Here is a 24,925-nt window from a genome sequence, read left to right as displayed (position 1 = left end):
GGTGCTGGAGTCGAACCCCGCCCGCGTGTGCCGGGGTGGCTCCGGCCCCCGGTACCCTCACCGCGTGCCTCGCGTGGTCGTCGACGTCGTCCTGAAGCCCGAGATCTCCGACCCGCAGGGGCAGGCCGTGCTCGGCGCCCTGGGCCGGCTGGGCCACGCGGGGGTGACCGGCGTCCGGCAGGGCAAGCACTTCGTCCTCGACGTCGAGGGCACCCCCGACGAGGCCGAGCTCCGCGAGATCGCCGAGACCTTGCTGGCCAACCCCGTCATCGAGGACGTCGAGCTCCACCTGTCGGGGAGCTGACGGTGCGCATCGGGGTCGTCACCTTCCCGGGTTCGCTGGACGACGTCGACGCCGCCCGCGCGGTCCGGCTGGCCGGTGGTGAGGTCGTGCCGCTGTGGCACGCCGACGCCGAGCTGCCCGCGGTCGACGCCGTGGTGCTGCCCGGTGGGTTCTCCTACGGCGACTACCTGCGGGCCGGTGCCATCGCCGCCCGCCAGCCGCTGATGCGCGCGGTGGTCGACCGGGCCCGGGCCGGCATGCCGGTGCTGGGCATCTGCAACGGCTTCCAGGTGCTGTGCGAGGCCGGGCTGCTGCCCGGCGCGCTGACCCGCAACAGCCACCTGCACTTCCGCAACCGCGACCAGGCGCTGCTGGTCGAGCGCGCCGACACCGCGTGGACGTCGTCCTACGCGCAGGGCCAGACGATCGTCGTCCCGGTGAAGAACGGCGAGGGCCGGTACGTCGGGTCCGACGCCGACCTCGACCGGCTCGAGGGCGACGGGCGCGTGGTCGTCCGCTACGCCGGCGGCAACCCCAACGGCAGCTCGCGCGACATCGCCGGCGTGACCAGCGCCGACGGCCGGGTCGTCGGGCTCATGCCGCACCCCGAGCACGCCGTCGAGGAGCTCACCGGCCCCTCGGTCGACGGCCTCGGCTTCTTCACCTCGGTCCTCCAGGGAGCCCTCTCCGCATGACCGTCGACACCGTCACCCGCGCCGGGCAGACCCCCGACGAGGAGCAGCCCTGGCGCGAGCTGGGCCTGCGCGCCGAGGAGTACGCCCGCATCCGCGAGATCCTCGGCCGCCGGCCCACCACCGCCGAGCTGGCCATGTACTCGGTCATGTGGAGCGAGCACTGCTCGTACAAGTCCTCCAAGGTGCACCTGCGCACGTTCGGCGACCTGCCGAAGTCCGACGCGCTGCTGGTCGGCATGGGCGAGAACGCCGGCGTGGTCGACGTCGGCGACGGCTACGCGGTCACCTTCAAGGTCGAGTCGCACAACCACCCCAGCTACGTCGAGCCCTACCAGGGCGCGGCCACCGGCGTGGGCGGCATCGTGCGCGACATCCTCACCATGGGCGCCCGCCCGGTCGCCGTCATGGACTCCCTGCGCTTCGGCCGCGCCGACGCCCCCGACACCGCCCGGGTGCTGCCCGGCGTGGTGGCCGGCGTCGGCGGCTACGGCAACTGCCTGGGTCTGCCCAACATCGGCGGCGAGATCCTCTTCGACGACTGCTACCTGGGCAACCCGCTGGTCAACGCGCTGTGCGTCGGGGTCATGAAGCACGAGGACGTCCGGCTGGCCAAGGCCGAGGGCGTGGGCAACAAGGTGGTGCTGTTCGGTGCCCGCACCGGCGGCGACGGCATCGGCGGGGTGTCGGTGCTGGCCAGCGAGACCTTCGACGCCGACGGCCCGGCCAAGCGGCCCAGCGTGCAGGTCGGCGACCCGTTCACCGAGAAGCTGCTCATCGAGGCGTGCCTGGAGATCTTCGCCGCCGACCTGGTCACCGGCATCCAGGACCTCGGCGGTGCCGGGCTGTCCTGCGCGACGAGCGAGCTGGCCGCCGCGGGCTCGGGCGGCATGCGCATCGACCTCGAGACCGTGCCGCTGCGCGACTCCACGCTCACCGCCGCCGAGATCCTGATGAGCGAGTCGCAGGAGCGCATGTGCGCGATCGTCGAGCCGGCCAAGGTCGAGGCGTTCCTCGCCGTCTGCGCGAAGTGGGACGTCCTGGCCACCGTCATCGGTGAGGTCACCGACGGCGAGCGGCTGCTCATCGACTGGCACGGCGAGCGCATCGTCGACGTCCCGCCGCGCACGGTGGCCCACGACGGCCCGGTCTACGAGCGCCCCTACCACCGCCCGGTGGGTCTCGACGCGCTGCAGGCCGACCTCCCCCCGAGCACCTCGACCGACCTGCGCGCCGACTGGCTGGCCGTCGTCGGCAGCCCCGACGGCTGCGACAAGTCGTGGGTGACCGAGCAGTACGACCGCTACGTGCAGGGCAACACCGTGCTGGCCCAGCCCGAGGACGCCGGCCTGGTGCGCATCGACGAGACCAGCAACCGCGGCATCGCCCTGGCCCTGGACGGCAACGCCCGGTTCGCCCGGCTGGACCCCTACACCGGCGCCCAGCTGAACCTGGCCGAGGCCTACCGCAACGTCGCCGTCTCCGGCGCGGTGCCGCTGGCGGTCACCAACTGCCTGAACTTCGGCTCCCCCGAGGAGCCCGAGGTCATGTGGCAGTTCGCCGAGGCGGTGCGCGGGCTGGCCGACGGCTGCCGTGCGCTGGGCCTGCCGGTCACCGGCGGCAACGTGAGCCTCTACAACCAGACCGGCGACGTCCCGATCAACCCGACGCCGGTCATCGGGGTGCTGGGCGTGCACGCCGACGTCCGCACCCGCGTGCGCGGTGGCTGGGCGACGGCGGGGGAGACCCTGCTGCTGCTCGGCGACACCCGTCCGGAGTTCGGCGGCTCCGCCTGGGCCTCGGTCGTGCACGGCCACCTGGGCGGGCTGCCGCCGCAGCTGGACCTCGCCGCCGAGCGTGCGCTTGCGGGTCTGCTGGCCGCGCTGGCGGCCGACGGCCTGGTCACCTCCGCGCACGACCTGAGCGACGGCGGCCTGGCCCAGGCGCTCACCGAGTCGGCGCTCCGGTACGGCGTGGGCGCCACGGTGGCGGTCGAGGGCGAGCCCACCGCGGCGCTGTTCGCCGAGACCGTGGCCCGCGCGGTGGTCACCACCGGCGACCCCGCGGCCGTGCGCGCGGCGGCCGAGGCGGCGGGCGTCCCGGTGACCGAGCTGGGCACGACCGGCGGCGACGCCCTGGTGGTCGAGGGCCTGGTCGAGCTGCCGTTGGCCGAGCTGCGCACCGCCTGGACCCGCACCCTGCCCGACCTCTTCGGCCACCCCGAGGACGTCGTCGGCGCGGTACCCACCGGGGCGGTCCCGACCAGCTGATGGCCGGCACGGCGCCGATCCCGGCCGAGCAGCTCCGCGAGGTGCTGGGCCCGGTGCTGCCCTGGCTGCGGGGGGAGGCCGAGAAGCCGGCCCGCGCGGTGCTGGGGGCCGCGGTGAAGACCACCGCGCGCTGGCTGGCCCAGCAGGTACCCGGCCGGTCGGTGGAGGTGCGGGTGCCCCCCTACGTCGCCGTCCAGTGCATCGAGGGGCCCCGGCACACCCGGGGCACCCCGCCGAACGTCGTCGAGACCGACGCCGCCACGTGGCTGCGGCTGGTCTGCGGCCTGCAGATGTGGGACGCCGCGCTGGGCGAGGGCAAGGTCGCCGCCAGCGGCAACCGCGCCGACCTGGCCGCCGTGCTGCCGCTGCGTCCCTTCCGGGCGGGCCCACCGGCCTGAGACGACGACGCCCCGCCCACCGCAGGGGTGGACGGGGCGGGTCGGGTGGCGGTGGGGTCAGCCGGTGAACAGCGCGCTGGCGGTGCGGATGGTCTGCACCAACCCGTACAGCAGCGGGATCACGACCAGGGCCCAGGCGACGACGATCAGGGCCAGCGGGGTGGTCGAACGCTCGGGTGAGCTCATCGGGCGGCGCTCCGTTCCGGGGTGGGGGTCGTCTGGGCCTTCGGCTCGTGCCACTTGTCGGCGACCGGCTTGACCAGCAGGTTCGCGACGAACCCGACGGCGAGCAGGCCGACCATGATGAACAGCGCGATCCGGTAGTCACCGGCCACCAGCTCACCGGGGGTGCCCTGGGTGTCCAGGACGCCGTTGACGATCAACGGGCCGGCGACACCCGCCGCGGCCCAGGCGGTGAGCAGCCGGCCGTGGATGGCGCCGACCTGGAAGGTGCCGAACAGGTCGCGCAGGTAGGCCGGGATGGTGGCGAACCCGCCGCCGTAGAAGCTGATGATCAGCGCGGCGAGCAGCACGAACAGCCAGACGGCCGAGCTGCCGACAGTGGCCAGCGCGATGTACAGCACCAGGCCCACGCCGAGGTAGACCATGTAGATGCCCTTGCGGCCGATGACGTCCGAGGTCGAGGACCAGACGAACCGGCCGGCCATGTTGAACAGCGACAGCAGGCCGACGAAGCCACCGGCGGCGGCGACGGTGACCGCGGAGGTCTCACCGTCGCGGAAGAAGTCCTGCACCATCGGGCTGGCCTGCTCGAGGATGCCGATGCCGGCGGTTACGTTGCAGAACAGCACGATCCACAGCAGCCAGAACTGCGGCGTCTTGATCGCGTTGGCCGCCGAGACGCTGTCGGTGGTGACCAGTGCCTTGCTCTTCACCGTCGAGGGGTCGAAGCCCTCGGGCTGCCAGCCGTCGGCGGGCACCCGGATGATCGCGGCGCCGAACATCATGAAGACCAGGTAGACCAGGCCCAGCGTGACGAACAGCAGCGCGACGGCGGTGCCGCTGGCCGTGGTGGCTGCGGTGCCGTCGTAGCCGTCGTCGTAGAGCGACATCAGCGAGCGCGAGAGCGGGGTCGCGATCAGCGCACCACCGCCGAAGCCCATGATCGCCATGCCGGTGGCCAGGCCGGGACGGTCGGGGAACCACTTGATGAGGGTGGAGACCGGGGAGATGTAGCCGATGCCCAGGCCGATGCCGCCCAGGACGCCGTAGCCCAGGTAGAGCAGCCACAGCTGGTTCGTCGCGATGCCGGCCGCGCCGACCAGGAACCCGACGGACCAGAAGCAGGCGGCGGTGAACATCGCGGCCCGGGGGCCGTTGCGGTCGACCCAGGTGCCGAACAGGGCTGCCGACAGCCCGAGCATCACGATGGCGATGGAGAAGATGGCGCCGATGGCGGTCAGCGAGGAGTCGAAGTCGGCCACGAGGGCCGCCTTGTAGACGCTGGTCGCGTAGACCTGGCCGATGCAGAGGTGGACGGCGAGGGCTGCGGGCGGGATCAGCCATCGGTTGAAGCCCGGCTTCGCGACGATCCGGTCGCGGGCCAGGAAGCCGGGAACGGCCACGGAGGTCCTCCTGTCCGGGGTGGGACCCCGGTGAGCTGGGCGCCCGCTGTGTGACGCGGGCCATGCCGGGGCGACGGTAGTGCGGTGTGCAACCTTTCGCCCGGCGAACGAGACCGGATCGACACCTGGACGCGGCTGCCGGACCCACCCATAAGCTCCGGTGCATGCCGTACGAGGTGCAGGGCGTCGTCGCCCTCAGCAAGGGAGCCCCCGTCAGTCTCGAGACGATCATCGTCCCCGACCCGGGGCCGGGTGAGGCGGTCGTCGACGTGCAGGCCTGCGGGGTCTGCCACACCGACCTGCACTACCGGGAGGGCGGGATCAACGACGAGTTCCCGTTCCTGCTCGGCCACGAGGCCGCCGGTCGGGTCGCCGCGGTCGGCGAGGGCGTCACGAACGTCGCCGTGGGTGACTTCGTGATCCTCAACTGGCGCGCGGTCTGCGGCACCTGCCGGGCCTGCGCCAAGGGCAAGCCCTGGTACTGCTTCAGCACCCACAACGCCGCCCAGAAGATGACGCTGAAGGACGGCACCGAGCTGTCGCCGGCGCTGGGCATCGGCGCCTTCGCCGAGAAGACGCTGGTCCACTCCGGGCAGTGCACCAAGGTCGACCCCGCGGCGAAGCCGGAGGCGGCCGGTCTGCTGGGCTGCGGCGTCATGGCCGGCGTGGGTGCCGCGATCAACACCGGCGGTGTGGGTCGCGGCGACACCGTGGCCGTCTTCGGCTGCGGCGGGGTCGGCGACGCCGCCATCGCCGGGGCCAAGCTGGCCGGCGCCTCGAAGGTGATCGCCGTCGACCTCGACGACCGCAAGCTCGAGTGGGCGAAGGGCCTGGGCGCCACCCACACGGTCAACTCGAAGGAGACCGACGCGGTCGCCGCGATCAAGGAGCTCACCGGCGGGTTCGGCGTCGACGTCGCCATCGACGCCGTCGGGCACCCGGCGGTCTACCAGCAGGCCTTCGACGCCCGCGACCTCGCCGGCACCGTCGTGCTGGTGGGTGTGCCCAACCCGACGATGGAGATCACGCTGCCGCTGATCGACGTCTTCGGCCGGGGCGGTGCGCTGAAGTCCTCCTGGTACGGCGACTGCCTGCCCAGCCGCGACTTCCCGATGCTCATCGACCTGTACCTGCAGGGCCGGTTCGACCTCGACGCGTTCGTGTCCGAGACCATCGGCATCGGCGACGTCGAGGCGGCGTTCGAGAAGATGCACCACGGCGACGTGCTGCGCTCGGTCGTGGTGTTCTGATGCCGGCCCGCATCGACAAGACCGTGGTCAGCGGCGTGTTCAGCCTCGACGGCCAGGACTTCGACGTCGACAACAACGTGTGGCTGGTCGGCGACGACGAGACCGTGGTGGTCATCGACGCCCCGCACGACGCCGCACCGATCCTCGAGGCCGTCGGCGGGCGCACGCTGGGCGCCATCGTGCTGACCCACGGGCACAACGACCACATCACCGCCGCCGTGGCGCTGCGCGAGGCCACCGGTGCACCGATCTGGTTCCCGCCGGCCGACCGCATGCTCTGGGACGTCGTGCACCCCGACGCCGCCCCGGACCACGACCTGGTCGAGGGCACCACCTTCGACGTCGCCGGCACCCAGCTCACCGCGATGCACACCCCGGGCCACTCGCCGGGCAGCACCTGCCTGCACGCCCCCGAGCTCGACACGGTGTTCACCGGCGACACGCTGTTCTGCGGCGGGCCCGGGGCCACCGGGCGCTCCTACAGCGACAAGCCGACCATCCTGAACTCCATCCAGGAGCGGCTGCTGACCCTGCCCGGCGAGACGGTCGTCAGGACCGGTCACGGCGACGACACCACCGTCGCCGACGAGATCGACAACATCCGCTGAGCGGGTGGTCGTGCGGGGGTGCTGGCGTCGACGGTCGGCGCCGGTACCCTCGTGCGCGTGCCTCGCGGTGATGGACGGCTGACGCACGACCTCGACCCCCAGGACGCCGGACCCCAGGACGCCTGCGGCGTCTTCGGCGTCTGGGCGCCGGGGGAGGAGGTCGCGAAACTGACCTACTTCGGTCTCTACGCCCTGCAGCACCGGGGTCAGGAGGCCGCGGGCATCGCGGTCTCCGACGGTGCCTCGGTGGTGGTCTACAAGGACCTCGGGCTGGTGAGCCAGGTCTTCGACGAGTCGACGCTGAGCAGCCTGCGCGGCTTCCTCGCCGTCGGCCACACCCGGTACTCCACGACCGGTGCCTCCACCTGGGAGAACGCCCAGCCCACGTTCCGCACCACGGGGTCGGGCACCGGCATCGCGCTGTGCCACAACGGCAACCTGGTGAACACCGCCGAGCTGGCCAGCCGGGCCGCCGACGAGGGCGTGTCGGGCGCGTTCTCCTCGACCACCGACTCCGACATCGTCACCGCGCTGATCGCGGCCAAGCAGGACCTCTCGGTCGAGGCCGCGGCCATGCAGGTGCTGCCCCACCTGCGCGGGGCGTTCAGCTTCACCTTCATGGACGAGACGACGCTGTACGCCGCCCGCGACGCCCAGGGCGTGCGGCCGCTGGTGCTGGGCCGGCTCGAGCGCGGCTGGGTCGTGGCCAGCGAGACCGCGGCGCTGGACATCGTCGGTGCCTCCTACGTGCGCGAGGTCGAGCCCGGCGAGCTCATCGCCATCGACGAGGACGGTCTGCGCTCCCAGCACTTCGCCCCCGCCCAGCCCAAGGGCTGCGTGTTCGAGTACGTCTACCTGGCCCGCCCCGACACCACGATCTCCGGTCGCGGCGTGCACGCCGCCCGGGTCGAGATCGGCCGTCGGTTGGCCCGCGAGCACCCGATCGAGGCCGACCTGGTCATCCCGGTGCCCGAGTCGGGCACGCCGGCCGCCGTCGGCTACGCGGAGGCCTCGGGCATCCCCTACGGCCTGGGCCTGGTCAAGAACTCCTACGTCGGCCGCACGTTCATCCAGCCCAGCCAGACCATCCGGCAGCTGGGCATCCGGCTCAAGCTCAACCCGCTGCGCGACGTCATCCGCGGCAAGCGCCTGGTCGTGGTCGACGACTCGATCGTGCGCGGCAACACCCAGCGCGCCCTGATCCGCATGCTGCGCGAGGCCGGCGCCGTCGAGGTGCACGTGCGCATCGCCTCCCCGCCGGTGAAGTGGCCCTGCTTCTACGGCATCGACTTCGCCTCCCGCGCCGAGCTGGTCGCCAACGGCCTCGACGTCGACGGCGTGCGGGCCTCGATCAACGCCGACTCCCTGGGCTACGTGAGCGAGGCCGGCATGATCGCGGCCACCGAGCAGCCGGCCAACCGGTTGTGCTCGGCCTGCTTCACCGGTGAGTACCCGATCCCGCTGGGCGAGCCCGAGGTGCTGGGCAAGCACGTGCTCGAGGGCATCACCCGGCGCACCCTGCCGGTGATCGACGACGTCGACCGCGAGGCCGCCCGCGCGGTCAGCGGTTGGACCGGTCAGCAGGCCGGCAGCCCCAGCACCGCCGGCGGCGCCGACGACGCCCTGACCCGTCCATGACGGTCTACTCGTACGCGGAGTCCGGCGTCGACATCGACGCCGGCGAGCGGGCCGTGACGCTGATGAAGAGCGCGGTCGAGGCGACCAACCGGCCGGAGGTCGTCGGCGGGCTCGGCGGTTTCGCCGGGCTGTTCGCGCTGGACACCACCAAGTACTCGAAGCCGCTGCTGGCGTCCTCCACCGACGGCGTGGGCACCAAGATCGCCCTGGCCCGGCAGCTGGACCGGCACGACACCGTCGGCATCGACCTGGTCGCCATGTGCGTCGACGACCTGGTCGCCTGCGGGGCCGAGCCGCTGTTCCTGCAGGACTACGTGGCCTGCGGCAAGGTCGTGCCGGAGCGGATCGCCGCGATCGTCACGGGCATCGCCACCGGGTGCCGGCTGGCCGGGGCCTCCCTGGTGGGCGGTGAGACCGCCGAGCACGGCGATCTCATGGGCGCCGACGAGTACGACCTGGCGGCCACCGCCGTGGGCGTGGTCGAGGCCGACGCGGTGCTGGGCCCCGAGCGGGTGCGCAGCGGGGACGTCGTCGTCGCCATGGCCTCCTCGGGCTTCCACTCCAACGGCTACTCGCTGGTCCGGAAGGTCGTCGCCGGCGCTGGCCTGGACCTGCTGAGCACCCCCGCCGGGCTGGACCGGGAGCTGGGCGCCACGCTGCTCGAGCCCACCCGCATCTACGCCCTGGACTGCCTGGCCCTGGTGGCCGAGCTCGGCGTCGAGCAGGTGCACGCCTTCGCGCACATCACCGGCGGCGGGCTGGCCGCGAACTCCGGCCGCGTCGTCCCCGCGGGCCTGCAGGCGGTGCTGGACCGCAGCACCTGGGCCCTGCCGGCCGCGGTGCAGCTGATGGAGTCGCATGGCGTCCCGCGCGCGGAGTCCGAGCGGGCGTTCAACTGCGGCGTCGGCATGGTCACCGCCGTCGCGCCCGAGGCCGCCGACCGCACGGTCGCCCTGCTCACCGAGCGCGGCGTGCCCGCCTGGGTGGCCGGCACGATCGACGAGCGCACGGACGACGAAGCCCCCGCCGCCCGCCTGGTCGGCTCCTACCGCTGACAGCACGATGACACCGTCGCCCCGGGGGACGACGGTGTCCGTCGTGCGGTGGTGCAGATCTGCAGCTGTGCCCGACGGCTCAGCGGATCAGCGACTGGCTGCCCAGTCGTCGTCCGCGTCGTCGTCGATCCACCTCGAGGCGATGTCGTCGTCCTCGTCGTCGTCCTTGACCGCCGGAGCGGTGTAGGTCGACGGCTGACCACCGAGTTCCCGCTGCAGAGCAGTCAGGTCGGTGGAAGGTGAGCTGTACTTGAGCTCACGGGCCACGCGTGTCTGCTTGGCCTTCGCTCGGCCGCGCCCCATGGCTCGACCCCCTCGTTGCGGAGTGGCGGGCGTCCAGCACTGGGCTTGGACGGCCCGTGATGCGACCCCGACTGAGTGATTGTGTCCGAGGGCGAGCTTACGTCACGGAACCGGCCTCGGCACACGACCTCCCCGCGCGTCCCCCGGACGGGCTGGTCAGGACGGCGTGGCGTGACCTGGATCTCAGCCCGGACGGGGCAGCCGGATGGTGGCCAACCGGCCGACGGCGTGGATCCGCTCCTCGGCGAGCCGGTCGGCGGCGACCGCGGGGGAGACCCCGGCGGCGTCGGCCGCGGCGAACACCCGGAGGGCGACGTCGAGGATCGAGGTGGCCTTCGCCTCGGCGCGGGCGAAGGAGAACCCGTGCCGCTCGTCCTCGACCTGGATGACGCCGCCGGCGTTCACCAGGTAGTCCGGGGCGTAGAGGATGCCGCGGTCGAGCAGCAGCTGCGCGGTGCCCTCGTGGGCCAGCTGGTTGTTGGCACCGCCGCAGACGACCTCCGCCGGCAGCACGGCCACGGTCTCGTCGTCCAGGGCGCCGCCGAGGGCGCAGGGGGCGTAGACGTCGTGCGGCGTGCGGACCAGCTCGGCGGTGCCGGCGACCGACCGCACCCCCGGGTGCTTCGCGACCACCCGCTCGACGGCCGCGGCGTCCACGTCGGTGACGACCACCGAGGCGCCGTCCTCGACCAGGGAGTCGACCAGCCACGAGCCCACCTTGCCGACCCCGGCGACGGCGACCGTGCGCCCGGCCAGCGACGGCGACCCCCAGCGGTGCTGGGCCGCGGCCCGCATGCCCTGGAAGACGCCGAACGCGGTGAGCACCGAGGAGTCGCCGCAGCCGCCGTGGGCGAGGGAGCGGCCGTGGGCGAACCGGGTCTCGCGGGCGACGACGTCGAGGTCGGCGTTGTAGGTGCCGACGTCGCAGGCGGTGAGGTACCGGCCGCCGAGGGACTCCACGAACCGGCCGTAGGCCCGCAGCAGCGCCTCGGTCTTGTGCACCTTGGGGTCGCCGATGATGACGCCCTTGCCGCCGCCGAGGTCGAGGCCGGCCAGGCTGTTCTTGTAGGCCATGGCCTTCGACAGCGCGAGCGCGTCGGTGACCGCGTCGGCCTCCGAGGCGTAGGGGTAGAAGCGGGTGCCGCCCAGGGCCGGGCCGAGGGCGGTGGAGTAGATCGCGATCACCGCTCTCAGCCCGGACTCCGGGTCGGCGCAGAAGACGACTTGCTCGTGACCGGAACCCAGGACGTCCACGTCCGCGACACTACGAGCTGCCGACGTGCCAGGGTTGAGGGGAGTCGTCCTGAGGAGGAACGCGATGGAGGGGGACGACACGCCCGACCTCGTGGCCGGGTTGCAGCTGGACCGCACGAGCCCGGTGCCGCTCTACCGGCAGGTCGCGCGCTACCTGGAGCAGGGCATCGCCTCCGGCCGCCTGCCGCCGGGCACCCGGTTGGACAACGAGGTCGCGCTGGCCGACTCGCTCGGCCTGTCCCGCCCCACGCTGCGCCAGGCGATGCGCTACCTGGTCGAGAAGGGGCTGATCGTCCGCCGCCGCGGTGCGGGCACCCGGGTGGGCCAGCCGCTGGTGCTGCCGGCGCCCGAGCCCACCAGCAGCTTCGACGAGCTGCGCCGCGCCGACCAGGACCCGGTCACCCGGGTCCTCTCGCTGGACGTCGGGCCGGTCGACCCGGAGATCTCCCGGGCCCTGGCCATCCCCGAGGGGATCGACGCGGTGACGGTGGTCCGGCTGCGGTCGGCCGGGGGGCGGCCGATCGCCCGGCTGACCAACTGGCTCCGCGTCGGCCTGCTCGAGCTGGGCATCGACGAGCTGCAGCGCACCGGGCTCTACGCCCACATCCGGTCCTCGGGGATCGTGCTGCACTCGGCCAAGCAGGTCATCGGTGCGCGCACCGCGACCGCCCCCGAGGCCGACCTGCTGGACGAGGAGGTGGGGGGCGTCCTGCTCACGATGGAGCGCACCTCCTACGACCGGCACGGCACCCCGGTGGAGTTCGGGCGGCACGTCTACGTGGCCGGCCGGTACAGCTTCGAGATGAGCCTGCTGACCCCCTGAGCATCGGGCATACATACTCATCCACTGGTAAGCCCTGTTCCCCGTGCAAGGAGAAGCACCATCGTGCGCATCACCCGATCGGCCGGCGTGCTCGCCGTCGCCGGTGTTCTGGCCCTCAGCGGCTGCAGCGGCACCGGTCAGGAGGACTCGTCGTCGACCGACTCGGCCTCGGCGGACCTCGACATCGCCGTCATCACCCACGGCGCGCCCGGCGACACGTTCTGGGACGTCGTCCGCTCGGGCGCCGACCAGGCGGGCGAGGACCTCGGCGTCACCGTCGACTACAACAGCGACCCCGACCCGACCCGGCAGGCCGAGCTGATCGACAACGCCGTCTCCCAGGGCGTCGACGGCATCGTGGTCTCGATGGCCAACCCCGACGGGCTGCGCGACTCCGTCGAGGCCGCGGTCGCCGCCGGCATCCCGGTCATCACCATCAACTCCGGGCAGAGCGAGTCCGCCGAGTTCGGCGCGATCACCCACGTCGGGCAGGACGAGACCACCGCCGGCGAGGCGGTCGGCTCCCGGCTGAACGACGAGGGGCAGACCGGCAAGGTGCTCTGCGTCATCCACGAGGCCGGCAACGTGGGCCTCGAGGACCGCTGCTCGGCGGTGGCGTCGACCTACGGCGGCACGGTGGAGAACCTGCAGGTCGACGGCACCGACACCGCGCAGGTGCAGGACACGATCCTGTCCAAGCTGCAGTCCGACCCCGACGTCGGCGTGGTGCTCGCGCTGCAGGGCCAGGTCGCGGTCGCGGCCGTCTCGGCCCAGGCCGACGCCGGCACCTCGGCCGAGATCGACACCTTCGACGTCTCGGCCGACGTCACCGACGCGATCTCCGCCGGGGACATCACCTTCGCCGTGGACCAGCAGCCCTACCTGCAGGGCTACCTGCCGGTCTCCTTCCTCCAGCTCTACGCGACCAACGGCAACGTCGTCGGCGGTGGCCTGCCGGTCAACTCCGGTCCGGCCTTCATCACCCAGGACAACGTCGCCGAGGTCGCGCAGTACGCCGCCAACGGCACCCGATGACCACCACCGCCCCACCCCGGGACGCCGACGAGCGGCTGGTCCCGACCGGCCGGACCACGCGGGTCCTGCGGCGTCCCGAGGTCGGGGCGGCGGTCGCCGCGCTGGCGATCCTGCTGTTCTTCACCGTGGTGGCCGACCAGTTCCTCACCCCCTCGGGCGTGGGCACCTGGCTGAACTCGGCCTCCCGCTTCGGGATCATGGCCGTCGCCGTGGCGATGCTGATGATCGGCGGCGAGTTCGACCTGTCCGCCGGGGCCATGACCGGGGCCACCGGCCTGCTGGTCGGGGTGACCACCACCGGCTTCGGGCTCAACGTCTGGGTCGCGGTGCTGCTGGCGCTGGTGGTCGCGCTGGCCGTCGGTGCCCTGAACGGGGTCCTCGTCGTACGCACCGGGCTGCCCAGCTTCATCGTCACGCTGGGCACGTTTTTCGTGCTCCAAGGGCTGGACCTCGCGCTGGTCAAGCTGGTCTACGGGCAGGTCGCCGTCCAGGGGTTCGCGAAGGTGCCGAACTTCGACTCGGTACGGCCGGTGTTCGGCGGCACGATCGCGATCGGGGGCGCCAGCATCTCGGTGTCGGTGCTCTGGTTCCTGGCGGTCACCGCGGTCGCCACCCTGGTGCTGCTGCGCACCCGGGCCGGCAACTGGGTGTTCGCCGTGGGCGGCGCGCAGTCCAGCGCCCGCGCGACCGGTGTGCCCGTGGCCCGCACGAAGATCGGGCTGTTCATGACCACGGCGGCGGCGGGGTGGCTGGTCGGCATGATCAGCCTCTTCCAGTCCTCGACCGTGCAGAGCTCGACCGGTGTGGGCGACGAGTTCATCTACATCATCTGCGCGGTGGTGGGCGGGTGCCTGCTCACCGGCGGCTACGGCTCGGCCGTGGGTGCCGCGCTGGGCGCGCTGATCTACGGCATGACCCGGCAGGGCGTGGTCTACGCCGGCTGGGACAGCAACTGGCTCTACGCCTTCCTCGGCGTGATGCTGCTGGCCGCGGTGCTGGTCAACAACTGGGTCCGCACCCGGGCGGAGCGCATGCGATGACGACGTCGAGGACCGCGCCGCTGATCGAGGTCACCGACCTCGGCAAGACCTACGGCTCCGTCGTCGCGCTGCGCGGCATCACCACGACCGTGCGGGCCGGTGAGGTGACCTGCGTGCTGGGCGACAACGGCGCCGGCAAGTCCACCTTCATCAAGGTCCTGGCCGGGGCGCACGAGCACTCCGAGGGCACCTACGCCGTCGACGGCGTCGAGCAGCACATGTCCAGCCCGCGCGACGCGCTCGCGCTGGGCATCGCGACCGTGTTCCAGGACCTCGCCGTCGTCCCCCTGATGCCCGTGTGGCGGAACTTCTTCCTCGGCTCGGAGCCCCGGAAGGGGCCCTTCCGGCTGCTGGACGTCGACCTCATGAAGCGGACGACGAAGGACGAGCTGGCCGCCATGGGCATCGACCTGCGGGACGTCGACCAGCCGATCGGCACGCTGTCCGGCGGCGAGCGGCAGTGCGTGGCCATCGCGCGCGCGGTGCACTTCGGCGCCCGGGTGCTGATCCTCGACGAGCCCACGGCCGCCCTCGGCGTCCGCCAGTCCGGGATCGTGCTGCGCTACATCGCCGCGGCACGCGAGCGCGGGCTCGGGGTCGTCTTCATCACCCACAACCCGCACCACGCCTACCCGGTGGGTGACCGGTTCCTGGTGCTGCGCCGCGGGCGGAGCATCGCCGAGCGCGAGAAGGCGCAGATCAGCCGGGACGAGCTGGTCACCCTGATGTCCGGCGGGGCCGAGCTGGACGCGCTGGCGCACGAGCTGGAGCGCGATCCCCTGATCGGCTGACCGGGATTCAAGCTGGTCCGGTTCCGTGTCGATGGGAGTGGGACAGCCACGTACGGGTCGTGACGGACCAGTCCAGGCTGCCCCGGCGTGTTGCGCGTGTGACTCGTGGGGCGGGTGGGACAGTCCTCCCGGCTCGAACGCCGTCCCTCTTCCCCAGGGAGCCCCACCATGTCGCAGCACCCGCTGCGCACCACGCTCGTCGCCGTGCTGGCGGCTGCCGTCGTCGTCGGCTGGGCCGGTCCCGCCGTCGCGGCACCCCCCGCGCCGGGCAACCCCAGCGACGGCGAGATCTCCTCGGCCCAGGCGGCCCAGGACGCCGCGGCCGCCGAGGTCGGGCGGATCGCCGGGCTGGCCGCCGCCGCGCAGGCCCAGCTCGAGCAGGCCCAGGTGCAGGCCGAGTCGGCCGGCATCGCGTACGAGGCCGCCCAGGAGGCCCTGGCGGTCGCGCAGGCCGCGGCCGACCAGACCGCCGCCGAGCTCGCCGCGGCCACCGCGCAGGTCGACGCCGCGCAGGGCCGCATCTCCGTCTTCTCGCGCGACAGCTACATGAACGGCGCGACGCTGACCAGCACGGCAGCGCTGCTGGACGCCTCCGGGCCCGGCGAGCTGATCCAGCGCGCCGCGATGCTCGACTGGGTCGCCGAGAACCAGGTCGACGTCCTCGGCGAGTTCCAGGTGGCGCAGATCGCCCAGGCCAACGCCGACTCGGCCGCCCGGCAGGCCCTCGCCCAGCAGTCCGCGGCCGAGCAGACCGCGGCCGACGCGAAGAGCACGGCCGACTCGCAGGTGGCCGCCCAGCAGTCGGTCTTCGCCACGGTCAGCGCCGAGAAGGCCGACTACGACGCCCAGCTGCAGGCCGCGCAGGTGCAGCTGCTGTCGCTGCAGGGTGCTCGCGACGCCTACCAGGCGTGGCTGCACCAGAAGGCCGCCGAGGAGGCCGCCGCGGCCCAGGCGCAGCAGGCGGCCGCCGCCGCGGCGGCATCCGCCGCGTCGACCGCCCGCAGCCAGCCGTCGTCCGCCCAGGCGGGCTACGTGCTGCCGGCCGCCGGTCGGACCAGCAGCTGCTTCGGTGCCCGCTGGGGCACCTCGCACAACGGCGTGGACATCGCCGCCCCGATCGGCACGCCGGTCTACGCCGCCACCGCGGGCACCGTGCAGCGGGCCGGCGCGGCCACCGGCTTCGGCCAGGCGGTCTACGTCCTGGGCTCCGACGGCGCGGTGACCGTGTACGGCCACGTCAGCCGGTACTACGTGGCCGCCGGTGACCGGGTGCAGGCCGGCGAGCAGATCGCCGACGTGGGCAACGAGGGCCAGTCGACCGGGCCCCACCTGCACTTCGAGGTGCACCCCAGCGGTGCGATGTACAGCGGCGCGGTCGACCCCGTGCCGTGGATGTCCGCCCGCGGCGTCAGCATCCGGGGCTGCTGACGCCGCAGGCGGATGCCGACTAGCTGGTCGGCGCGGCGCTCTCGGTGGGGAGGTCGCAGTTGGCGGTCACGTAGGACTCGACCTCGGCCTGGGCGTCGGTGGCCGTGTTCTGGAGCTGGGTGAACTCGGTGACGAAGGCCTGCTGGCCCTCGGGGGTGTTCAGGTCAAGGCCCTGCACGTTGGCCACGGCGGTGTCCAGGGCCGCGGTCAGCACGCCCCAGGGCTCGCTGATCTCGGCCGGGGGCTGGATGGTGTCCAGCTTCGCGGACGCCTCGGCGAACAGCGCGGGGATGGCGGAGGGGTCCGCGCTGGTGGTCGCGGACTGCAGGTCGCTGAACGCGCCCTGCGCCTCGGAGCAGAAGGCCTGGGCCTCGCTGTCGGTGTCGTCCTGGGCGGCGCTGGAGCTGGTGGCCGCCGCGGAGGAGGACCCGCTGGTCGAGGCGGCCGCGGTGTCGTCCGAGCCGCCGCCGCAGGCGGTGAGCAGGGCGAGGGCGGCAGCCGCGGAGAGGGTGGTCCTCACGGGGGTGGTGATGCGCACGGTGGTCGTCTCCGGATCAGCTGGTCGGGGCGGCGGACCCGGTGGGCAGGTCGCAGTTGGCGTGGAGGTAGGAGCCGACCTCGGCCTGGGCCGAGGAGCCGGTGGTCTCGAGGACGGAGAAGGCCTCGGTGAAGGCCTGCTGGCCCTCGGGGGTGGTCAGGTCCACGCCCTGGACGCTGGTGACGGCGTCGGCCAGCGCGCCGGTGAGCGTGTTCCACGAGTCCGCGATCTCGGCGGGCGGCTCGACCGCGCTGAGCTGCTGGGACGCCTGCGCGAAGGAGTCGAGGAGGGTGGTGGGGTCGGTGCTGGTGCTGACGTCGCTCAGCCCGGCGAACGCGGCTTCGGCGTCGGCGCAGAAGGCGGCGGCCTCGGCGTCGGGGGCCTGCGAGGTCTCCTCGGCCGAGCTGCTGGCGGACGACGAGGCCGAGGAGGACGAGGAGGCCTGGGCGGTGTCGTCCGAACCACCACCGCAGGCGGTGAGCAGGGCGAGCGCAGCGGCCGCGGACAGGGCGGACTTCAGGGGGGTCGTCAGACGCATGCGGCCAGGCTACGGACCAGCTGTGCGACGTCGACGGACCCGCTGCACCCGGGGTGTCCGGTGGGCACGGCGGGCCGGGTGGACCCCACCTGGCTACCGTCGCTGCGTGGACGCCCCGGTCGACCCCCGCCGCAGCTGGTCGCTGCCGGCCCCCGGCGAGCTGCCCCGCATCGCCGAGCCCGAGCCGCTGGTGACCCGGCTGCTGGCCCCGAACCCGTCGCCGATGACCCTGGACGGCACCAACACCTACCTGGTGGGGGCGCCGGGCAGCGGGCAGGTCGTCGTCGTCGACCCCGGTCCCGACGACGACGCGCACCTGGCCGCCGTGCGCGAGGTGCTGGCCGCGCGGGACGCCGAGGTGGTCGCGGTCCTGGTGACCCACCACCACGGCGACCACGCCGAGGCGGCGCTGCCGTGGGCGGCCCGGTTCGGCGTGCAGGTGGCCGCGGGATCGGGCGACGTGGCCGGTCCGGGGGGACGGGTGCTGGCCGACGGCGACACCGTCACCCTGGCCGGTACCTCGCTGGACGTCGTGGCCACCCCCGGGCACACCCGGGACCACCTGGCCTTCCGCACGGCGTCGGGGTCGGTGCTGGTGGGGGACCACGTGCTCGGGCGCGGGACGTCGGTGGTGACGCACCCGGAGGGCGACGTCCTGGCCTACCTGGACTCGCTGCGGCGCGTGCACCGGTTGGGACCCTCGTCGCTGTACTGCGGGCACGGCCCGGAGCTGACCGAGGACGTCGGGGCCGTGCTGGACTTCTACACGGCGCACCGGGCCTACCGGGAGTGGCAGCTGCTCGAGGCGCTGCTGCCCGAGGCGCGCACGGTGCGCGAGCTGGTGGCCCACGTGTACGCGGAGGTGCCGCAGGCCGTGTGGCCGGCCGCGGAGCAGTCGACCCGCGCGACGCTGGCGAAGCTGTCGGCGACCGGGCAGGTGGTGCGCGGCGCCGACGACAGCTGGCGGCTGGCGTGAGCCCGGACCGGCTGGTGGGTGCCACACTCGGCCATGGTCTTCTGGGCAGCGGTGGTCGGGGTCGTCGTCGTCCTGCTGGCGATCAGCTGGCGCATGGACCGGGCGGTCCGGCGACGGGGGTCGGGCGTGACCCACTCCGGGGACATCTCCTACCAGGTGCGCGAGGGACGGCGGGACGCCGAGATCCTCGGGAACCCGTACAACCAGGACGTGTCCTGGAGCAGCTGGAGCCGCCGCAACGGGAGGCGCTGAGCCCGGGGCGTGCCACGCTCTGCTGATGAGCGCGCACACCGAGGTGCCCGTCGTCCGGGCCGCCGACAGCGAGGTCGACCAGCGACGGGTCGCCGGGGAGTTGGCCGCCCGCGGCATCGGCGCGGGGGAGCGGCTCGTGGTCTCCGCGAGCGCGTCCCCGGCGCTGCTGGCCGTCGTCCTCGGCGCGCTGCGCACCGGCGTCGTCCCGGTCGTGCTCGACCCGGCGCTGCCGACCGGGGAACGCGCCGAGCTGGTGGCCGACGCCGACCCGGCACTGGACGTCGGCGACGACCCCGGTCAGCTGCTGGGGGAGCACGATGCCGACCTCGCGCCGTTCCCGCTGGCCCGACCCATGCACTACACGTCGGGCACGACCGGACGGCGCAAGGGCGTGTGGTCCGGCGTCCTGACCCACGAGGACGCGGAAGAGCTGGCCCGCGAGGAGATCGACCTGTGGGGCTTCGGCCCGGCCGACCGGCACCTGGTGCTCTCGCCGCTGCACCACTCCGCACCGCTGCGGTTCGCGGTCCACACCCTGCTGGCCGGCGGCGAGGTGCTGCTCCCGGGCCCCTTCGACGCAGCGCGGGCCGCCCGGGTCATCACCGAGCTGGGCCCCACCACGACCTTCTGCGTGCCCACCCACCTGCAACGGCTGCTGCGCGAGGACGTCGACTGGTCCGGCTTCCGGGTGCTCGCCCACGCCGGCGCGCCGTGCCCCGAGCCGGTCAAGCGCGCGGTCATCGCGGCTCTCCCGGACGGCGCCGTCCACGAGTTCTACGGGTCCACCGAGGTCCAGTTCACCGTCTGCACCACCGACGACTGGCTGGCCCACCCCGGCAGCGTCGGCCGCGCCCGCCCCGGCCGCACGCTGACCACCGACGACCGCGGCCAGCTGTGGTGCGCCGTACCGCGGTGGGCCCGGTTCGAGTACTGGCGGGCCCCCGACAAGACCGCGGCGGCGTGGGACGGCGACCGGGTGACCGTCGGCGACCTGGGCCGGGTGGACGACGACGGCACCGTCTGGCTGGACGGCCGCCGCGAGGACCTGGTCATCTCCGGCGGGGTGAACGTCTACCCCGCCGAGGTCGAGGAGGTGCTCGACGCCCACCCCGACGTGGTGGAGTCCGCGGTGTTCGGGGTGCCCGACGACGACTGGGGTCAGCGGGTGGTCGCGGCCTACGTCGGGACGCCGACCCCCGCGGAGCTGGCCGCCTGGGCCCGGGAGCGGCTCGCCCCGGCCAAGCGGCCCAAGTCGACCCACCGGCTCGACGAGCTGCCGCGCACCTCCACCGGCAAGGTCCGCCGGCTGGACCTGCCCGGGCAGCTGGGTCTGTGACCCGGTTCGACGTGCGGGAGTCCCTGGCCATGACCGGCCGGGGTCCGTGGGTGGTCGGCGAGGGCCGGGCGGAGGTCGGGGACGTGCTGGTGGTGGCCCACACCGGCGCCCGCGTGCAGGTCCGCGCGGTCCAGGACGACGGGGCGCGGATGCTGCTGGACGCCCCCGTACCGGCCGGCACCGTCCTGGTGGGGGTGGACGACCCATTGCCCGACGTCGCCGCGCCGACCGGGGTGCTGCCGGGGCCGGTGCGCTACGAGGTGCAGTTCGCCGGCACGGTCGCCGGTCGGGGTCCGGTGCTGGCCGGCCTGCTGCGCCGGGGGGTGGTCGACGCCGGGGACGTGCTGGCCGTGGTCGGGTCCGGTGCCGCGGTGCGCGTCCGGGGGGTCGACCTGCACCGGCGGGAGACCGTCGAGGGCACCGTGCTGGGTCTGCAGATCCACCCCGACGACGCCGGACACGTCGCCGAGGGTGCCGTCCTCGTGTCCCCGGAGGGGGTGCGGTGACCGGCGCCGGTGTCGACGCGGACGTCCTCGTGGTCGGGGCCGGGTCGGCGGGTAGCGCGCTGGCCGCGCGCCTGGTGGACGCCGGCCGCACGGTGCTGCTGCTCGAGGCCGGCGCCGACCACCGTCGTCCCGAGGACTTCCCGGCCACGATCCGGGACGCCGCGACCATGGGCGCCGCGGTGCCCGGGCACCCGGCGAACTGGGACCTCGTCGGCGAGCTGACCGAGGGCGTGCGCTGGCCGGTGCCGCGCGGGCGGGTCGTGGGTGGCTCCAGCGCGCTCAACGGCACCTACTTCGTCCGGGCCACCCGCGAGGACGCCGACGGCTGGGCCGCCCGCGGCAACGACCTGTGGTCCGCCGACGCCCTCCGGCCGGCGTTCGACAGGTGCGAGGCCGACCCGCTGCACGGCACCACGGGCCCGATGCCGGTCAGCCGCACCACCGACCCGCACCCGATCACCGACGCGTTCACCGCCGCCTGCCTCGAGCTGGGCTTCCCCGCCGAGCCGGACAAGAACGCCGACGCCTCGCCCGGGGTGGGCCCGGTGCCGCTGAACGTGCGGGACGGCCTCCGGGTGAACACCGCCATGGCCTACCTCTCGCCCCGCCGCGACCACCCCGCGCTCGCCGTCCGCGGCGGCAGCCCCGTCGTCCGGGTGCTGGTCGAGCACGGGCGAGCGGTGGGCGTGCGCTGCGCCGACGGCACCGAGCACCGGGCCGCGGAGGTCGTGCTGAGCTGCGGGGCGGTGGGGACCCCGCACCTGCTGATGCTCTCGGGCATCGGGCCGGCGGACCGGCTGCGGGCGGTCGGCGTGCAGGTGCGGGTCGACCTGCCGGGCGTGGGCGCGGACTTCACCGACCACCCCGACCTCTACGTCACCTGGGCGCCCACCCGCCGGACGCCGATGCCGCGCGGCATGCTGCCGCTGACCACGGCGCTGAACACGGCCGACCACCTCGAGGTCATGCCGTGGCTCAAGCCGTTCTCGAAGGTGATGCTGTCCCGCTCCGACGGGCACGCGCTCTCCGGCCTGGCCGAGGTGCTGCGCCGCCCGGCGGCGACGCTGCGCGCCCTGCGCGGCACGTCCCTGCAGAAGGTGTGGCAGCAGGCCCGCACCCGCGACGACCTCTACCTCGGCGTCGCCCTGCAGGCCGGGGACAGCCGCGGGCTGCTGAGCCTGACCAGCGCCGATCCCGCGGTGCAACCGAGGATCGAGTACCGCTACCTGTCGACGGCGTCCGACCGCGCGCGCATGCGGCAGGCGGTCCGGCTGGCCACCGACCTGCTGCGGGCCGGTGGGATGGCGTCGCTGGTGCAGGGGCGCACCGACCTGCCCGACGACGTCCTGGCCGACGACGCGGCCCTCGACCGCTGGAACCTGGCCCACCTGGCCACCGCGATCCACCTCGCCGGCAGCGCGCGCATGGGACCCGACGACGACCCGGGCGCCGTGGTCGACCAGCGGCTGCGGGTGCGCGGGGTCGAGGGCCTGCGGGTGGCCGACACCTCGGTGCTGCCCACGGTGCCCACCCGCGGCCCGGCGGCCACCGCCGTGGCGATCGGGGAACGCGCCGCAGAACTGATGACCGGCGGCTGAGGACGCGGCGGCGTCGTATCTTGTGCGGCATGAGGTCCGAGGAGTCGCTGGCACCGTGAGCTCGCCGTACCCCCCGATGCCCTACTCCGGCCAGCACGGAGCCCCCCACCTCGACCCCGCCGTCGCCGGGCTCGACGCCGTCCGTCCCGCCCCCCGGCGGCGGCTGTTCGGCCGCGGGCTGGCCGAGGGCGAGCCGGTCCCGTCGGCCGCCGACCTCGCGAGCTGGACGGCGTTCCTGGGCTCGCCGGTGCCCTCGCCGCGGCGCATCGGCGTCATCGCGCTCAAGGGCGGGGTCGGCAAGACCACCCTCTCGGTCCTGCTGGCCAGCACGGTCGCCCGCTCCCGGCCGGACCCGGTCCTGCTGTTCGACACCGACACCACCTTCGGGTCGCTCGCGCTGCGCACCGGCGTCCCCCTGCAGGCCTCGGCGCACGAGCTGGCCGGCGCCGGCGACCCCGGTCGCTTCGAGGTCCTGGCCGGCGCGCTGGCCCGCTCGGCCGACGGCGCCTGGGTGCTGCCCAGCGGCCGCGACCCCGAGCAGAGCGCGGCGCTCACCGAGGAGGTCTACGTCCAGGCCATGAACGCCGTCTTCCGGCACTTCGCGGTCATGGTCACCGACTGCGGCGCCGGTCTGGCCACCCCGCTCATGCGCCGGGTGGTGAGCGGCTGCCACAGCCTGGTGCTGGCCACCTCGCCCAGCGTCGACGGCATGCTGGCTGCGCACAACGTGCTGCGCTGGCTGCGCACGAGCGGGTTCGAGGCCCTGGCCGACCGCAGCATCGTCGCCGTCACCAACGTCCCGGCCGACGGTGCGGCCGTCGACGTCGGCCAGGCCCGCGGTCGGTTCGCCGGGCTGGCCGGCGACTTCCTGACGGTGCCCGCCGACCGGCACCTGGCCGCCGGCAGCCAGCTGCGCCTGGAGCTGCTGGACCACCGCACGCGGGCCGCCGCCGTCCGCCTGGCCGCCTCGGCGTTCGGGGCCTCGCTGGCTACGAGCTGACGGCCACCCGGACGTCGTCGGCGGTGATGGTCTGGAGCTGGGCCACCGTCGGCCGCTCGCCCAGCTGGCGCAGCCGCTGCGACTGCACCTTGCGCAGCTTCTCGAACAGCTTGCGGGCCTCGCGGGCGTTGCCGAAGTCGGCGCCGCGCTGGATGCCGGCGAAGTGCTCCTGCAGCAGCGGGCCCGCGTCGTCGTCGAGCAGGTAGTCACCGCCGCTGATCATGCGGGTGATGATCAGCGTCAGCTCCTCGGGGCCGTAGTTGGCGAACTCGACGGTCTTGACGAACCGCGAGGCCAGGCCCGGGTTGGCCTCGAGGAACTGCACCATCTCGGCGGTGTAGCCCGCGGCGATCACCGCGAGGGTGTCGCGGCGGTCCTCCATCAGCTTCACGATCATGTCGACGGCCTCCTGGCCGAAGTCGTTGCCGCCCCCACCGGCCTGCCGGGTGAGCGTGTACGCCTCGTCCAGGAACACCACGCCGCCGGCGGCCTCGTCGAACACCGCGGCGGTCTTCTCGGCGGTGTGCCCGATGTACTGCCCGACCAGGTCGCGCCGCGAGACCTCCTTGAGCGGACCGCCGGGCAGCGCCCCCAGGGCGGCCAGCAGCTGGCCGTAGATGCGTCCGACGGTCGTCTTGCCGGTGCCGGGCGCGCCGGCGAACACCAGGTGGTGGCTGGCGCCGCCAACCGCGAGGCCGGCGCTGCGCCGCCACTCGTTGACCTGGATCTCGTCGATCGTGGAGCGGACCTCGGCCTTCACCCCGTCCAGCCCGACCATCGCGTCGAGCTCGGCCAGCAGCTCCTCGACCCGCGCCGGGTCGCCGCCCCCGGACCCCGCAGCACCGACGCCCGCGGCGGCGGCCGGGGTGGCCTGCACCACGGTGACGTCGGCGTCGGGGTCGACCTGCACACCGGGCTCGGCGGTGCGCTCGGTGCGGCACCCCTCGACCCGCCCGGCGGTGCCGGCCGCGAAGTCGATGCCCACCCCGCCGGTGCCGCGGACCGCGCAGCGCTGCAGCACCGCGGTGCTGCCCGAGGCGACCGCGATGCCCGTGCTGCCGCTGTCGGTGACCTCGCAGGAGACCAGCGTGGGCCGCGCGGACTGGTAGAGGTACACCCCGCGGCCCCCGCTGCCGGACACCACGCAGTCCCGCAGCTCGGGGTCGGCGCCCAGCCTGAGGACGACGCCGTCGTCGGCCGACCCGGTGATCGTGGTGCCGACGACGGTGCCGCCGCCGTCCTCGACCACGAGGCCCTGGGCCCCGCCGGTCACCGCGCACCCGGTCATCGTCAGGCGGGTGCGGTCGGTGGCGCGCACCCCCGCCCCGTCGGTGGCCTCCAGCCGGCAGCCCTCGAGCACCAGCTCGGCGTCGGCGGCGTCGACGACGTGCCCCTCGCCGGCCACCAGCACCAGCCCGCGGAGGGTGAGCCGGCCGCCGCGCACCCGCACGGTGGCCTCGTACCCGCTGCCGACCAGCCGGACCGCGCCCTCGGCGGCGGTCTCGGCGGTGCCCTCGCCCACCGCGGGCGCGGCGGCGGGGTCGGCCTCCAGGACCAGCGACCGGCCGCGCAGGTCGAGCTCGCCGGGGTGGTCACCGGCCGCCAACACCACGGTGTCGCCGTCGGCGGCGTCGAGGAGCGCCTCGGCGAGCGTGGGGTAGCTGCCGGGGCGGTGCGCGGACACCTGCAGGCGAGGGCTCATGGGGCTGCCGACGGTACCCGAGCCC

26 protein-coding genes are annotated in these 24,925 nt (G+C 74.0%); 19 read left to right on the top strand and 7 right to left on the bottom strand.

What is annotated here, in order from left to right:
- Positions 1-64 precede the first annotated feature (64 nt).
- From purS to BLS67_RS20760, 4 genes are read left to right on the top strand one after another with little or no spacing between them, the layout of a single operon-like run.
- Positions 65-304: a phosphoribosylformylglycinamidine synthase subunit PurS gene (gene purS / locus BLS67_RS20775; protein WP_091249466.1), complete on the top strand. Its 240-nt coding sequence runs from the start codon at positions 65-67 to the stop codon at positions 302-304.
- A 2-nt stretch (positions 305-306) separates the two neighbouring features.
- Positions 307-978, top strand: coding sequence for a phosphoribosylformylglycinamidine synthase subunit PurQ (purQ, locus tag BLS67_RS20770; RefSeq protein ID WP_242654242.1), 672 nt, complete (start codon positions 307-309; stop codon positions 976-978).
- Complete coding sequence (gene purL / locus BLS67_RS20765; RefSeq protein WP_091249380.1) at positions 975-3,245, top strand: phosphoribosylformylglycinamidine synthase subunit PurL; 2,271 nt, start codon at positions 975-977, stop codon at positions 3,243-3,245. Before purQ ends, purL begins: the two co-directional genes overlap by 4 nt.
- Complete coding sequence (locus BLS67_RS20760; RefSeq protein ID WP_091249375.1) at positions 3,245-3,643, top strand: sterol carrier family protein; 399 nt, start codon at positions 3,245-3,247, stop codon at positions 3,641-3,643. The genes purL and BLS67_RS20760 overlap by 1 nt, the downstream gene beginning before the upstream one ends.
- Positions 3,644-3,700: 57 nt before the next feature.
- Here BLS67_RS20760 and BLS67_RS24840 read toward each other — a convergent pair whose 3' ends face one another.
- Positions 3,701-3,829 carry an MFS transporter small subunit gene (locus tag BLS67_RS24840; protein ID WP_278247152.1) on the bottom strand — a complete coding sequence of 43 codons (129 nt, stop codon included), beginning with the start codon at positions 3,827-3,829 and terminating at the stop codon, positions 3,701-3,703.
- Positions 3,826-5,229, bottom strand: coding sequence for an OFA family MFS transporter (locus tag BLS67_RS20755; protein WP_091249371.1), 1,404 nt, complete (start codon positions 5,227-5,229; stop codon positions 3,826-3,828). Before BLS67_RS20755 ends, BLS67_RS24840 begins: the two co-directional genes overlap by 4 nt.
- A 164-nt stretch (positions 5,230-5,393) precedes the next feature.
- Here BLS67_RS20755 and BLS67_RS20750 point away from each other — a divergent pair, with 164 nt between their 5' ends.
- From BLS67_RS20750 to purM, 4 genes are read left to right on the top strand one after another with little or no spacing between them, the layout of a single operon-like run.
- Positions 5,394-6,479: an S-(hydroxymethyl)mycothiol dehydrogenase gene (locus BLS67_RS20750; protein WP_091249368.1), complete on the top strand. Its 1,086-nt coding sequence runs from the start codon at positions 5,394-5,396 to the stop codon at positions 6,477-6,479.
- Positions 6,479-7,087, top strand: a complete 609-nt coding sequence (locus BLS67_RS20745; RefSeq protein ID WP_091249364.1) for an MBL fold metallo-hydrolase — start codon at positions 6,479-6,481, stop codon at positions 7,085-7,087. The genes BLS67_RS20750 and BLS67_RS20745 overlap by 1 nt, the downstream gene beginning before the upstream one ends.
- 57 nt (positions 7,088-7,144) lie before the next feature.
- Positions 7,145-8,725, top strand: a complete 1,581-nt coding sequence (gene purF, locus BLS67_RS20740) for an amidophosphoribosyltransferase (protein WP_091249460.1) — start codon at positions 7,145-7,147, stop codon at positions 8,723-8,725.
- Complete coding sequence (gene purM, locus BLS67_RS20735; RefSeq protein WP_091249361.1) at positions 8,722-9,780, top strand: phosphoribosylformylglycinamidine cyclo-ligase; 1,059 nt, start codon at positions 8,722-8,724, stop codon at positions 9,778-9,780. Before purF ends, purM begins: the two co-directional genes overlap by 4 nt.
- An 87-nt stretch (positions 9,781-9,867) precedes the next feature.
- On the opposite strand, the gene BLS67_RS20730 is transcribed toward purM, so the two are convergent.
- Together BLS67_RS20730 and BLS67_RS20725 are read right to left on the bottom strand one after the other, a co-directional pair.
- The gene (locus tag BLS67_RS20730) at positions 9,868-10,083 is read right to left on the bottom strand and encodes a DUF3073 domain-containing protein (RefSeq protein ID WP_091249358.1); all 216 of its coding nucleotides are present in this window, start codon (positions 10,081-10,083) and stop codon (positions 9,868-9,870) included.
- 183 nt (positions 10,084-10,266) lie between these two features.
- Positions 10,267-11,337, bottom strand: coding sequence for a Glu/Leu/Phe/Val family dehydrogenase (locus tag BLS67_RS20725; protein ID WP_091249355.1), 1,071 nt, complete (start codon positions 11,335-11,337; stop codon positions 10,267-10,269).
- A 64-nt stretch (positions 11,338-11,401) separates the two neighbouring features.
- On the opposite strand from BLS67_RS20725, the gene BLS67_RS20720 reads away from it, so the two are divergent.
- From BLS67_RS20720 to BLS67_RS20700, 5 genes are all read left to right on the top strand, one after another.
- Positions 11,402-12,160 (top strand): GntR family transcriptional regulator, encoded by a 759-nt coding sequence (locus tag BLS67_RS20720; RefSeq protein WP_207500772.1) that lies wholly within the window; start codon positions 11,402-11,404, stop codon positions 12,158-12,160.
- A 63-nt stretch (positions 12,161-12,223) separates the two neighbouring features.
- Positions 12,224-13,195 carry a substrate-binding domain-containing protein gene (locus tag BLS67_RS20715; RefSeq protein WP_091249352.1) on the top strand — a complete coding sequence of 324 codons (972 nt, stop codon included), beginning with the start codon at positions 12,224-12,226 and terminating at the stop codon, positions 13,193-13,195.
- Positions 13,192-14,235, top strand: a complete 1,044-nt coding sequence (locus BLS67_RS20710) for an ABC transporter permease (protein ID WP_091249349.1) — start codon at positions 13,192-13,194, stop codon at positions 14,233-14,235. The genes BLS67_RS20715 and BLS67_RS20710 overlap by 4 nt, the downstream gene beginning before the upstream one ends.
- The gene (locus tag BLS67_RS20705; RefSeq protein ID WP_091249346.1) at positions 14,232-15,026 is read left to right on the top strand and encodes an ATP-binding cassette domain-containing protein; all 795 of its coding nucleotides are present in this window, start codon (positions 14,232-14,234) and stop codon (positions 15,024-15,026) included. Before BLS67_RS20710 ends, BLS67_RS20705 begins: the two co-directional genes overlap by 4 nt.
- Before the next feature lie 168 nt (positions 15,027-15,194).
- The gene (locus BLS67_RS20700; protein ID WP_091249343.1) at positions 15,195-16,454 is read left to right on the top strand and encodes a M23 family metallopeptidase; all 1,260 of its coding nucleotides are present in this window, start codon (positions 15,195-15,197) and stop codon (positions 16,452-16,454) included.
- 19 nt (positions 16,455-16,473) lie between these two features.
- Here BLS67_RS20700 and BLS67_RS20695 read toward each other — a convergent pair whose 3' ends face one another.
- Both BLS67_RS20695 and BLS67_RS23935 read right to left on the bottom strand, forming a co-directional pair.
- Positions 16,474-16,974, bottom strand: coding sequence for a hypothetical protein (locus BLS67_RS20695; protein ID WP_131801809.1), 501 nt, complete (start codon positions 16,972-16,974; stop codon positions 16,474-16,476).
- 34 nt (positions 16,975-17,008) lie between these two features.
- The gene (locus tag BLS67_RS23935) at positions 17,009-17,530 is read right to left on the bottom strand and encodes a hypothetical protein (protein WP_165617677.1); all 522 of its coding nucleotides are present in this window, start codon (positions 17,528-17,530) and stop codon (positions 17,009-17,011) included.
- Positions 17,531-17,636: 106 nt separating this feature from the next.
- Here BLS67_RS23935 and BLS67_RS20690 point away from each other — a divergent pair, with 106 nt between their 5' ends.
- The 6 genes from BLS67_RS20690 to BLS67_RS20665 are packed head-to-tail and all read left to right on the top strand — an operon-like array spanning position 17,637 to position 23,198.
- Complete coding sequence (locus BLS67_RS20690; RefSeq protein ID WP_091249337.1) at positions 17,637-18,506, top strand: MBL fold metallo-hydrolase; 870 nt, start codon at positions 17,637-17,639, stop codon at positions 18,504-18,506.
- A gap of 33 nt (positions 18,507-18,539) precedes the next feature.
- On the top strand, positions 18,540-18,758 hold the full coding sequence (locus BLS67_RS20685) for a hypothetical protein (protein ID WP_091249334.1): 219 nt from the start codon (positions 18,540-18,542) through the stop codon (positions 18,756-18,758).
- 25 nt (positions 18,759-18,783) lie between these two features.
- A complete protein-coding gene (locus BLS67_RS20680) occupies positions 18,784-20,094 on the top strand; it encodes a class I adenylate-forming enzyme family protein (RefSeq protein WP_091249331.1) in 1,311 nt (436 codons plus the stop codon).
- Entirely contained in the window at positions 20,091-20,600 is a 510-nt protein-coding gene (locus BLS67_RS20675; protein ID WP_091249328.1) for a hypothetical protein, read from the top strand. Before BLS67_RS20680 ends, BLS67_RS20675 begins: the two co-directional genes overlap by 4 nt.
- Positions 20,597-22,198 (top strand): GMC family oxidoreductase N-terminal domain-containing protein, encoded by a 1,602-nt coding sequence (locus BLS67_RS20670; protein ID WP_091249325.1) that lies wholly within the window; start codon positions 20,597-20,599, stop codon positions 22,196-22,198. The genes BLS67_RS20675 and BLS67_RS20670 overlap by 4 nt, the downstream gene beginning before the upstream one ends.
- 55 nt (positions 22,199-22,253) lie before the next feature.
- Positions 22,254-23,198: a MinD/ParA family ATP-binding protein gene (locus BLS67_RS20665; RefSeq protein ID WP_131801808.1), complete on the top strand. Its 945-nt coding sequence runs from the start codon at positions 22,254-22,256 to the stop codon at positions 23,196-23,198.
- Here the strand turns inward: BLS67_RS20665 and BLS67_RS20660 are convergent.
- On the bottom strand, positions 23,188-24,900 hold the full coding sequence (locus BLS67_RS20660; protein ID WP_091249321.1) for a right-handed parallel beta-helix repeat-containing protein: 1,713 nt from the start codon (positions 24,898-24,900) through the stop codon (positions 23,188-23,190). The two genes, BLS67_RS20665 and BLS67_RS20660, sit on opposite strands and share 11 nt — an antisense overlap.
- Positions 24,901-24,925: the final 25 nt, after the last annotated feature.

Source organism: Klenkia soli (assembly GCF_900103975.1).
Taxonomy (GTDB): Bacteria; Actinomycetota; Actinomycetes; order Mycobacteriales; family Geodermatophilaceae; genus Klenkia; species Klenkia soli.
The sequence above is the reverse complement of the archived record's forward strand: the minus strand, read 5'-3'. Positions and strand labels throughout refer to the sequence as shown.